The sequence below is a fragment of the Vibrio sp. 1F263 genome (genome assembly GCF_041439035.1).
Classification (GTDB): Bacteria; Pseudomonadota; Gammaproteobacteria; order Enterobacterales; family Vibrionaceae; genus Vibrio; species Vibrio tasmaniensis_A.
In genome coordinates this window covers 1-11,778 of the sequence record NZ_JBGONI010000013.1, presented here as the reverse complement: position 1 = coordinate 11,778, position 11,778 = coordinate 1, and the positions used below count along the sequence as shown (strand labels likewise).

Here is an 11,778-nt window from a genome sequence, read left to right as displayed (position 1 = left end):
CAATCATGAGCCAGAATGTATACCAATTTATTGATGTGAATCGCGTAGACCCAGCGAAGAAACCAATCAAGATACGTAAGATTGAGTTTGTAGAGATCTACGAACCTTTCACTAAGCAACAAGCCAAAGCGCAAGCTGACCGTTGTTTAGACTGTGGTAACCCTTACTGTGAATGGAAATGTCCAGTTCATAACTACATCCCTCAGTGGCTTAAGCTTGCCAATGAAGGGCGCATTATCGAAGCCGCTGAACTGTCTCACCAAACCAACAGCTTACCTGAGGTGTGTGGACGAGTTTGTCCTCAGGATCGGCTGTGCGAGGGATCTTGTACCCTCAACGATGATTTCGGCGCAGTAACCATCGGCAACATTGAAAAATACATCAATGACAAAGCGTTTGAGATGGGCTGGAAGCCAGACATGTCTCACGTTGAATGGACCGACAAAAAGGTCGCGATCATCGGCGCAGGCCCAGCAGGTCTTGCAGCAGCTGATATCTTAGTTCGAAACGGTGTGAAGGCCGTGGTATTTGACCGCTACCCTGAGATCGGTGGCCTGCTGACGTTTGGTATCCCATCGTTCAAGCTTGAGAAAGGCATCATGGAAAACCGTCGCCGTATCTTTAGTGGTATGGGGGTCGAATTTAAAATGAATACCGAAGTCGGCAAAGACGTTCAACTACAACAACTTGTCGATGATTATGATGCCGTTTTCTTAGGTGTCGGCACCTATAAAAATATGCGTGCTGGATTAGACAACGAAGAAGCTCCGGGCGTTTATGATGCCCTACCATTTCTTGTTTCCAATACCTACAAGGTCATGGAACTGGATAACCCAACGCCATTCATCGACATGAAAGGCAAGAAAGTAGTCGTGCTTGGTGGTGGTGATACTGCAATGGACTGTGTCCGAACGTCGATTCGTCAACACGCTGCTAATGTTGTTTGTGCTTATCGCCGAGATGAAGCGAACATGCCGGGCTCTCGCCGAGAGGTGAAAAATGCGAAAGAGGAAGGCGTGAAGTTCATGTTCAACCTTCAACCATTAGCACTGGAAACCGATTCATCCGGTCATGTGACTGGCGTTAAAGTGATGAAAACAGCCTTGGGTGAACCAGATGAGGCAGGCCGCCGTCGTCCTGAACCGGTTGAAGGCAGTGAGCATGTTCTTGAGGCTGATGCCGTGATCATGGCATTTGGTTTCCAACCTCATGCAATGGAATGGCTAGAACCATTTGGTGTAGAGCTCGACCAATGGGGTCGCATCAAGGCTCCCGGCAAACAAGAGTTTCAATACCAAACCACCAACAGCAAGATATTCGCTGGTGGCGATGCCGTTCGAGGCTCTGACTTAGTGGTAACCGCTATCGATGAAGGCCGTAAAGCCGCAGAAGGGATCTTGGATTACCTAGAAGTGTGATTGGGTTTCCTTTATTACTCAGTTCGTTACTATAAAAAAGGATCCAATGATGGATCCTTTTTTGAATTAGATTCGTTTATCACAAGCATCACGAAAATACGTAAAACAATTACAAATAAGCCAATACCGATAACTACAATTAGAATTAAAAACAAGCCATAGGAAACACTATGAAAAAAGCCGCTCTCCTTTCTCTATCTCTTTTAACTCTAACCGCTTGCAGCCAAGGAATCACGGACATGAAAGACAGAACTTCATCACCTTGTGGAGACAAACCAAACTGCGTTTCAACTCAAGATGACCGTGAACAGCATGCATTGGCCTTGTTTGAGTTATCAGATTCAGCAAAATTAGATGCCATTGAGCAGGTTGCGCTGACCTTACCGGGCGCAAAAACAGCCAGTAAAACGGAAGACTACCTACGTGTTGAATGCACCTCGCGTATCATGCGCTTTGTCGATGACTTAGAGCTTAAGATCACTGATGGCAAACTGATCGTGCGTTCAGAGTCTCGCACTGGCCATTCTGACTTTGGCGTAAACCGAAAACGTGCTGAACAACTTCGTGCTAGCTTGAAAAGCGAAGGCTTAATCAAATAGATAAAAGAATACACAGATAAATCGTCTGTATTCGGATGAGAAGTGCTTCTGGGCAGTCGCTCGACACTTCTCTTCCATGTTACAATTTCGCTCTACTGTTTAAATATTTTTTATTAAGAGACTACACATGAAAATCGGCATCATTGGCGCAATGGAGCAAGAAGTTGCGATCCTAAAAGCAGCAATTTCAGACATTACTGAAGTTAATAAAGGCGGTTGTACCTTTTTCTCTGGTCAGCTAAATGGTGTTGACGTTGTTTTGCTTCAATCAGGCATTGGTAAAGTAGCAGCCGCTGTTGGTACTTCAATCCTGCTAAGTGAATACCAACCAGATGTCGTTCTAAACACTGGCTCTGCTGGCGGTTTTGATTCAACACTGAACCTTGGCGATGTGGTTATCTCTACTGAAGTTCGTCACCACGATGCTGACGTTACAGCTTTCGGTTACGAAATTGGTCAAATGGCAGGTCAACCAGCAGCGTTCAAAGCTGACGACAAACTGATGGCTGTTGCTGAACAAGCTCTAGCACAAATGGAAGATAAGCACGCCGTTCGCGGTCTTATCTGTACTGGCGACGCATTTGTTTGCACAGCAGAACGTCAAGCGTTCATCCGCAAGCACTTCCCATCAGTGGTTGCTGTAGAGATGGAAGCATCGGCTATCGCTCAAGCTTGTCACCAATTCCAAGTACCATTCGTGGTTGTTCGTGCAATCTCTGACGTTGCAGACAAAGAATCACCAATGAGCTTCGAAGAGTTCCTGCCACTAGCAGCACAAAGCTCTTCTGAGATGGTTATCAAGATGGTTGCCCTACTAAAGTAAGCGACTAGACATGCAAACACTGTTTGATCAGGTATTTGCAAATGGCGTGCTCCTTGTAATGTGGGGAGCACTGCTTTTTCATTTAATTTTACCTATCCCCCATGCCGCACATCCCACGACCTTATGGCATAAGTTTGCTGAACTTTTAGCAACCAAGGTTAATAACAATCAAAATTATTCCCAAAGCTTAATCTCAGGCACTTTAGCTTGGGGGTTAATGGTCTTGCCGACTCTGGTTATTCTATTGGCACTGCAGCCACTGGTTTGGCAATCACAACTGTTTGAATTAGCGCTGTTGTTACTCGCTATTGATTGGCGTAACAATGAAAAGTTGGCAAATCAGTTGATCAAAGCACTTGGCCGAGAAGATAAAGCCGCGGCTCGCCAGTTATTGGCTCCGATTGTTAACCGTCAAACTGAATCACTGTCATCACTTGGACTTGGCAAAGCCGCGGCTGAAACTATCATCATGGGTTACGCTCGTAATGTGGTTTGTGTTTTATTCTGGTACGCCATTGGTGGTGGAATCGCCGCGTTAATGTATCGCCTGATTGTTGAGTTAGCGCGTGCATGGTCACCAAGTCGAAAGCGATTTTCTCCATTTGGATCAACGGCAATCAAGATTGTCGCTATCCTAGAATTCATACCAATGCGCTTGTTTGCCTTGATGATTGTATGTGGCGATAAAGCGTCTCACACATTCAAGATGATGCTCGTTCAGAGTCGCTCTTGGCCATTGCCCGGCCCTGCATGGTTGATTACAGCTGTCGGCAACAAGCTTGAGCTGTCACTGGGCGGTCCTGCGATTTACGACAACACCAAAGCTATTCGAGCAAAATTAGGCGGCAGAGTCGCCCCTTCAGCGCTGCACTTGTCTCAAGTTCAAAAACTGCTGTTTGGTCGCATCGCTATCTGGATATTTTTACAAAGCCTAATCTTACTATTTGTTCACCAAGGGATTTAGAGTGAAACCATCAGCACTTGTTACAAGCCTTACTATTTTGTTTTCCAGCTTATGGCTGCCTTTGTCATTTGCAGAAGAAACACTACTGACTTCAGAAAAAGTTCAACCAGCTCAACGTGTGGTTAGCCTTGCTCCTCATGCCACTGAACTCGCATACAGCGCTGGTTTAGGTGATAAGCTTGTTGCGGTGAGTGAGCGAAGTGATTATCCACTACAAGCTGACAAACTAGAGAAAGTGGCGAATTACCAAGGCATCAAGGTTGAGAAGATCATCGCCCTGCAACCTGATCTCATTCTCGCATGGCCAGCTGGAAACCCGCCCAGAGAACTCGCGAAACTGGAGCAATTTGGTTTTAATATTTATTACTCAAAAACCAAGAGCCTAGATAACATCGCGACCAATATTGAGCAACTTAGCCAATTCGCAAGCGATCCAAGTATTGGCGAAAATAACGCTCAACAATACAGAGAGCAGCTCAACGCGTTGAGACTAAAATATAAAGATGCCGGACCCGTAGACTACTTTTATCAGCTCAGTGAGAAGCCGATCATCACTGTTGCTCAAGGGCACTGGCCAAGTGAGGTGTTTGAGTTTTGTGGCGGCCACAATATTTTCGAAGACAGTGCTTCTCCTTATCCTCAAGTTGGTATTGAGCAAGTTGTATTAAGGAAACCGCAAGTGATCTTCACTTCTCAGCATGCAATTGAGAATGGAACCATGTGGCAAACTTGGGAGGACGAGATCCCAGCAGTCGCTCAAAATCAAATTTGGTCACTTAATTCTGACTGGATTAATCGCCCGACGACGAGAACTTTGAAAGCGATCCAACAAGTATGCGATTTCTTCGATAGAGCTAGGCAAAATCACTAACTATTTGCTGCGTTTTTTCGTACAATTCGCCACCGACCTGTCCCTACAATTTCAACCATAAGAGCACCAGTATCATGGACTCCATGCTGCTTTATATTATCGATTTATTTGGCACTGCCATTTTTGCTGTCTCGGGCGTATTTGTCGCTGGCCGTCTTAAGATGGATCCCTTTGGTGTCGCCGTTTTAGGTAGCGTAACCGCGATTGGCGGCGGTACAATTCGTGACATGGCATTGGGTGCAACTCCCGTGTTTTGGATCACCGATACCACCTACCTTTGGGTCATCATCACCACCTGCTTGCTGACCATGATTATAGTAAGACGTCCCAAGCGTCTGGCCTGGTGGATCCTGCCAGTATGTGATGCGATAGGCTTAGCTGTATTTGTTGGCATTGGTGTTGAGAAAGCACTGATTTATCAAGATTCTGCATTGGTTGCTATTATCATGGGTGTGATCACCGGCTGTGGTGGCGGCATTATCCGTGACGTACTTGCTCGTGAAGTCCCAATGATCCTAAGAAGTGAAGTCTACGCAACTGCTTGTATCATTGGCGGCGCCTTCCATACCATGGCAATTACCATGGGGCACGACTCAGAAACTGCCTTTTTAGCCGGTGTGTTTACGACACTATTGATTAGGCTTGGCGCTATTCGCTGGCACTTGTCATTGCCAACCTTCGCTATCAAATAGGCTAGCGTTACAAAATAGAAATGGGCTCCGCAAAGGAGCCTTTTTTAATTCGCTTTCAAATCACTTATCCCCTCTATTTCTATTATTCAAAGATCCCCTCCTTTCCTAACACTCTAGTTAGCTCATTCATTACTATGTTAGTAATCTTTTTTGTTTACTTATCCAATTCACAGGCTATATTAATAAACAAATAACTTTATAAACTAATTTATTTACTAACATTGGTAAAAGGGAGTTCAAGATGAGTATCAATAAAGTAGGCATTGTTTTCTTCTCTAAGAATGGAGCGACCAAGCAAGTCGCTGAGACAATCGCTGAAGGTATTAACACTCAACAACCTGACTCAGCACTGCTCATTGAAGTCCTCTCGTCTGAAATAGTCGAAGGAAGGTATGACAATGACGACAAGCTCAACGCATTAGACAGCTGTGATGCGATTATCTTTGGTGCTCCAACTTACATGGGGTCACCAGCCGCACAGTTTAAAAGCTTTATGGATGCGAGCAGTGATACCTACTGTAAAAAAGCATGGCGAAATAAGCTCGCTGCAGGTTTCACTACTGGTGGTAGCCTGAACGGTGAGCAACAACAAACCTTGTTAAGTTTTTTCACTCTGGCTTGTCAGCATGGCATGGTTTGGGCAGGGCTTGATATCTCAAAGCATATCGATGACTTAGGTTTGAATCGCACCGGTTCTAGTATTGGTTTGGTCGCCAGTGATGATCAGACGGCTGAGAGCACCAATAATCACATCCATAGTAATGATCTTAAAACCGCTTTCTATTTTGGGCAACGCATCGCGAGCCTAGTTAAAAGAACCTAGCTTATTTAATATCTATGAGCTCAGACTAGAGAATGAATGGCGTTTAAGGTAACTTGGTTCAATCATTCCCAACTTTCATGAATATCACTCAATGTTACTCGAAGGAATCGAAACTCTATTGGTGTTGAGCAAAGCAAAGACCATGAGCCGCACCGGCAGTTTGCTTTATATCAGCCAATCAGCGGTCAGCAAACGGATTGCTAATTTAGAAAAGAAGTTAGGTAAGAAACTCATAGAACCGAGTGGCAGACAGATAAAACTGACGCCGGATGCGATCGCACTCATCGAGAGTATTGGCCCCGCATTCAATGAACTTAGAGGGCTTATTTATGAACAGCAAGAGTTGGAAGATACCACTCTCATTACTTTAGATAGCTCTAAGTCTCTGATAGCCGGTTATTTAGGTGAAATGATGGGCCAATTTATCCAGCAAGATAAGTACATCACCATTACCACCAACCACACACCGAGAATCATAGAGCGAGTGCAATCGGGCAAGGCGACTTTGGGGTTGTGTGCTGGCTTATTGCCGCCGCATCATGGGTTGATGACATTCCACCTGTTTGATGAGCCGTTTTACATAGTAAGTAAGTCGCCGTTAACGGAGCTTCCTCCAATGGTCATCACTAACGATATGACCAATCCAGCAAACTCGTACCAGTTATCTGTGCTTGAAAAGTTCGGCATCAAACCCTTGATGGAGATGGATGCCTACACCGCAGCAGCCCAGCTAGCGTTGGGAGGAACGGGGCCGGCTTTGATCCCGCTCTCTATCGTAAAGACACTCAATATTGAGCCTCAATACCTGTTTAGCTTTCCCGAATTGCAAGGATTGATTAGACCGATTCATATCTGTGTAAGGCCAAATAGCTATCAGTCTCCACGGGTTAAAATACTGATAGAATCCATTGTTGATGCTGTTCCCAAAGCAGTTTAGACGCCATTAACATCGACATCACGATCACAAGAGGGCGAATCCATTTCTGCCCTTTTGTCACCACTACTTTAGCGCCAAGTTGAGCGCCCATAAAGCCACCAACTGCCATCACTAATCCCAACTCCCAAATTGGCAAGCCAGCCAAAATAAAGAAGATCAATGCGGCTATATTCGATGTGAAGTTAAGAACCTTAGTACGTGCCGTTGCATCCACTAAAGAGAAATGGCCGATAGCGACAAAACAAACGGTGAAAATAGAACCTGTTCCTGGGCCAAAAAAGCCATCGTAGAAGCCAACACCGCCACCAATACACAAAGCAAACATCGCCTCAGAGATCTTCTGCTTTCCTTCAGACGCTCTAGTTTGGGGTGCTAACAGGAAATAAAGAGAGATAGCGATAAGCAGCAGCGGTATCACGCTAGTCAGTAAACTCGCATCAATGTGCTGGACTAACTCGGCGCCAATTGCAGAGCCAATAAAAGTACAAAAGATCGCGAGGCGCATCTCTTTAATACTAACGATACCGTTGCGAACGAAATACCAACTGGCAGAGAAGCTGCCAAATGAGCTTTGAAGTTTGTTGGTTGCCAGTGCTTGCGTTGGTGGCACTCCGGCCGCTAGCAATGCAGGTAGAGTCAACAATCCACCGCCGCCAGCCATTGCATCAATAAAGCCTGCCGCCGTTGCAACAACAAACAAGATAGCCAATATTTCTAGAGTGATTTCCATATACCCAACGCCTTAAATTCTCGTGTAGCGACAACTTACCACCGTGAGCAAACAATCAACAACGAAACACAAGATTGTAACCTATTCCAAATTTTCATCATTTAGCCATTACCAGATTTTCACCATTTACCGACACCAGATGACAGACATAAAAAAGCCCACTCCGAAGAGTGGGCTTTGAGCATTTATATCCGCTTAACAGCGAAACACGTGAGTCAATTAAGCTTGAAAAGCTTTAACTTGTGCGTGTAGCTCTTGAACTGAAATTACTGACGTTTTCGCGTCTGCAGTGTGCGCCATACAAGTCGCGAATGCAGCGTTTAGCGTAGTCGTGTAGTTCACTTTCTCAGCCAGTGCGCCACGACGAAGAACTTTAGAATCTTCAATCGCTTGACGGCCAGCTGCAGTGTTCACGATGTACGTATACTCGTTGTTCTTGATACGGTCAAGAATGTGAGGACGACCTTCGTGTACCTTGTTTACTAGACGTGGGTTGATACCCGCTTCGCCAAGGATAACAGCTGTACCGTGAGTTGCGTCTAGCTGGTAACCAAGCTTAGATAGCTTAGATGCTAGGTCAACAACACGCTCTTTGTCGCCTTCGCGAACAGAAAGCAATGCACGACCGCCTTCAGGGTAGATGTGACCACAACCCAATTCAGCTTTAGAGTATGCTTCAGCAAACGTTGCACCAACACCCATAACTTCACCAGTAGAGCGCATTTCTGGGCCTAATAGTGGGTCAACACCAGGGAATTTGTTGAACGGAAGAACAACTTCTTTCACTGAGTAGTATGGTGGGATGATTTCTTTCGTAAAGCCTTGAGACTCTAACGATTGACCTGCCATCACACGAGCTGCAATCTTAGCGACTGCTGCGCCTGTTGCTTTCGATACGAACGGCACTGTACGTGCTGCACGAGGGTTAACCTCGATTAGGTACACTTGGTTGTTCTTAACAGCAAACTGCGTATTCATTAGACCACGAACACCCAACTCGAACGCTAGCTTTTCAACTTGCTCACGCATTACGTCTTGGATTTCTTGGCTTAACGTGTAAGCCGGAAGAGAACATGCAGAGTCACCTGAGTGAACACCCGCTTGCTCGATATGCTCCATGATACCCGCAATAACAACGCGCTCACCGTCACAAATCGCATCAACGTCCACTTCAACAGCATCGTCTAGGAAGCTATCAAGTAGTACTGGAGATTCGTTTGAAACGCTAACTGCTTCGTTGAAGTAGCGGCGTAAGTCTTGCTCGTCGTATACGATTTCCATCGCTCGACCACCAAGTACGTAAGAAGGACGTACAACCAGTGGGAAGCCGATTTCACGAGATTTCTCTACCGCTTGCTCCATTGTTGTTACTGTCGCGTTTTCTGGTTGTAGAAGACCAAGACGGTCAACAGCAACTTGGAAACGCTCACGGTCTTCTGCACGGTCGATTGCGTCTGGGCTAGTACCAATGATTGGTACGCCAGCAGCTTCAAGCTCACGAGCCAGTTTCAGTGGTGTTTGACCACCGTACTGAACGATAACGCCTTTTGGCTTCTCAACACGAACGATTGCTAGTACGTCTTCCAGAGTTACTGGTTCAAAGTACAGACGGTCAGACGTATCATAGTCTGTCGAAACTGTCTCAGGGTTACAGTTAACCATGATTGTTTCGTAGCCATCTTCACGTAGTGCTAGAGATGCATGTACACAACAGTAATCGAATTCAATACCTTGGCCGATACGGTTTGGACCGCCGCCTAAGATCATGATTTTCTCTTTGTCTGTTGGGTTCGATTCACATTCGTCATCGTAAGATGAGTACATGTAAGCCGTATCAGAAGAGAACTCAGCCGCACACGTATCTACGCGCTTGTAGACTGGGTGAATATCGTATTGGTCACGTAGACGACGAATTTCACTTTCAGCCACACCTAGAATCTTAGACAGGCGAGCATCAGCAAAACCTTTACGCTTAAGCTTCATTAGCTCGTCTTTATTCAGACCAGCAAAACCTTTCGCTTTAAGTTCTTGCTCTAGTTTTACGATGTCTTCGATTTGAACTAGGAACCAACGGTCAATTTGCGTTAGGTTGAATACACCATCAACTGACATACCAGCACGGAAAGCATCTGCGATGTACCAAATACGGTCAGAACCAGCTTCTTTAAGCTCATGGCGAATCGTCGTTAGAGCGTCAGGTACATCTAGGTCGACCATTTCGTCAAAACCAGTTGCGCCAACTTCTAGACCGCGAAGTGCTTTCTGTAGAGATTCTTGTTGGTTACGACCGATAGCCATAACTTCACCAACCGACTTCATTTGAGTCGTTAGACGGTCGTTAGCACCTGCAAACTTCTCGAAGTTAAAACGAGGAATCTTAGTTACTACGTAATCGATTGTTGGTTCGAATGATGCTGGTGTTGCGCCACCAGTGATGTCATTCATTAGCTCGTCTAGCGTAAAGCCAACAGCCAGTTTCGCTGCAATCTTAGCGATTGGGAAACCTGTTGCTTTAGAAGCAAGTGCAGAAGAACGAGATACACGTGGGTTCATCTCGATGATAACCATACGGCCATCTTTCGGGTTAATACCAAACTGTACGTTTGAGCCACCCGTTTCAACACCAATCTCACGCAGTACCGCTAGAGAAGCGTTACGCATTAGTTGGTATTCTTTGTCTGTTAGCGTTTGAGCAGGAGCCACGGTGATCGAGTCACCCGTGTGAATACCCATTGGGTCAAAGTTTTCAATCGCACATACGATGATGCAGTTGTCGTTCTTGTCGCGAACCACTTCCATCTCGTACTCTTTCCAACCGATAAGTGACTCATCGATTAGAAGTTCGTTGGTTGGAGACAAGTCCAAACCACGACGACAAATTTCTTCAAATTCTTCTTTGTTATAAGCGATACCACCGCCTGTACCACCCATCGTAAACGATGGACGAATGATACAAGGGAAACCAACCATTTCTTGAACTTTGTAAGCTTCTTCCATCGTTTTCGCTGTATCAGCCGTTGGACACTCAAGACCAATAGCTTTCATTGCTTTATCAAAACGAGAGCGGTCTTCAGCTTTATCGATAGCGTCAGCAGTTGCGCCAATCATCTCTACGCCGAACTCTTCAAGTACGCCGTATTTTTCTAAATCTAACGCACAGTTAAGTGCAGTTTGGCCGCCCATTGTCGGTAGAACTGCATCAGGCTTCTCTTTAGCGATGATGTTACGAACCACTTCCCATTGGATAGGTTCGATGTAAGTCGCATCAGCCATGTCTGGGTCAGTCATGATTGTCGCTGGGTTCGAGTTTACAAGAATAACTCGGTAACCTTCTTCGCGAAGTGCTTTACAAGCTTGAGCACCAGAGTAATCAAACTCACATGCTTGACCGATAACAATCGGACCAGCACCTAGAATTAGAACACTTTTAATGTCAGTACGTTTTGGCATTATCTACTACTCCGGATTACGCTGTGTGCTGTTTAATTAATTCAATGAAGTGGTCGAATAGCGGCGCCGCATCTTCTGGACCTGGACTTGCTTCTGGGTGACCTTGGAAGCTAAATGCTGGTTTGTCTGTACGGTGGATACCTTGTAGAGAACCATCAAATAGAGACTTATGAGTCGCTCGTAATGTCTCTGGAAGCGTATCTTCGTCAGCAGCAAAGCCGTGGTTTTGTGAAGTAATCATCACAACATCACGATCTAAATCTTTAACCGGGTGGTTTGCACCGTGGTGACCAAACTTCATTTTCACTGTCTTAGCGCCTGACGCAAGAGCAAGAATCTGGTGACCTAGACAGATACCAAAGATTGGTAAACCTTTTTCTAGGAACACTTTTGTTGCTTCAATTGCGTAAGTACATGGTTCTGGGTCACCAGGGCCATTTGAAAGGAAAACACCGTCTGGGTTCAGAGCAA

Annotated in this window: 11 protein-coding genes; 8 read left to right on the top strand and 3 right to left on the bottom strand. The window is 45.5% G+C overall.

Going from position 1 to position 11,778, the window contains the following annotated elements:
* The first annotated feature begins 5 nt into the window (after nt 1-5).
* The 8 genes from ACED25_RS10775 to ACED25_RS10740 all read left to right on the top strand — a co-directional run bounded on the left by ACED25_RS10775 (nt 6) and on the right by ACED25_RS10740 (nt 7,127).
* Complete coding sequence (locus tag ACED25_RS10775) at nt 6-1,418, top strand: FAD-dependent oxidoreductase (protein ID WP_029225425.1); 1,413 nt, start codon at nt 6-8, stop codon at nt 1,416-1,418.
* Nucleotides 1,419-1,588: 170 nt separating this feature from the next.
* On the top strand, nt 1,589-2,017 hold the full coding sequence (locus tag ACED25_RS10770) for a DUF1499 domain-containing protein (RefSeq protein WP_017100511.1): 429 nt from the start codon (nt 1,589-1,591) through the stop codon (nt 2,015-2,017).
* Between the two features lie 127 nt (nt 2,018-2,144).
* Complete coding sequence (gene mtnN, locus ACED25_RS10765) at nt 2,145-2,840, top strand: 5'-methylthioadenosine/S-adenosylhomocysteine nucleosidase (protein WP_017100512.1); 696 nt, start codon at nt 2,145-2,147, stop codon at nt 2,838-2,840.
* Between the two features lie 10 nt (nt 2,841-2,850).
* Complete coding sequence (locus ACED25_RS10760; RefSeq protein WP_017098318.1) at nt 2,851-3,804, top strand: cobalamin biosynthesis family protein; 954 nt, start codon at nt 2,851-2,853, stop codon at nt 3,802-3,804.
* Between the two features lies 1 nt (nt 3,805).
* Nucleotides 3,806-4,675, top strand: a complete 870-nt coding sequence (btuF, locus tag ACED25_RS10755; RefSeq protein WP_017098317.1) for a vitamin B12 ABC transporter substrate-binding protein BtuF — start codon at nt 3,806-3,808, stop codon at nt 4,673-4,675.
* A 74-nt stretch (nt 4,676-4,749) separates the two neighbouring features.
* A complete protein-coding gene (locus ACED25_RS10750) occupies nt 4,750-5,367 on the top strand; it encodes a TRIC cation channel family protein (RefSeq protein WP_017100513.1) in 618 nt (205 codons plus the stop codon).
* A gap of 241 nt (nt 5,368-5,608) precedes the next feature.
* Nucleotides 5,609-6,190, top strand: coding sequence for a flavodoxin family protein (locus ACED25_RS10745; protein ID WP_017100275.1), 582 nt, complete (start codon nt 5,609-5,611; stop codon nt 6,188-6,190).
* 91 nt (nt 6,191-6,281) lie between these two features.
* Nucleotides 6,282-7,127, top strand: a complete 846-nt coding sequence (locus ACED25_RS10740; protein WP_017084776.1) for a LysR family transcriptional regulator — start codon at nt 6,282-6,284, stop codon at nt 7,125-7,127.
* Here ACED25_RS10740 and ACED25_RS10735 read toward each other — a convergent pair.
* The 3 genes from ACED25_RS10735 to ACED25_RS10725 form a co-directional block, all read right to left on the bottom strand.
* The gene (locus tag ACED25_RS10735; protein ID WP_012603222.1) at nt 7,078-7,857 is read right to left on the bottom strand and encodes a TSUP family transporter; all 780 of its coding nucleotides are present in this window, start codon (nt 7,855-7,857) and stop codon (nt 7,078-7,080) included. The genes ACED25_RS10740 and ACED25_RS10735 overlap by 50 nt on opposite strands.
* A 219-nt stretch (nt 7,858-8,076) precedes the next feature.
* On the bottom strand, nt 8,077-11,307 hold the full coding sequence (gene carB, locus ACED25_RS10730; protein WP_017101342.1) for a carbamoyl-phosphate synthase large subunit: 3,231 nt from the start codon (nt 11,305-11,307) through the stop codon (nt 8,077-8,079).
* 16 nt (nt 11,308-11,323) lie between these two features.
* Nucleotides 11,324-11,778: gamma-glutamyl-gamma-aminobutyrate hydrolase family protein (locus ACED25_RS10725; RefSeq protein WP_371695248.1), on the bottom strand; the 455-nt coding region annotated here is incomplete at its 5' end.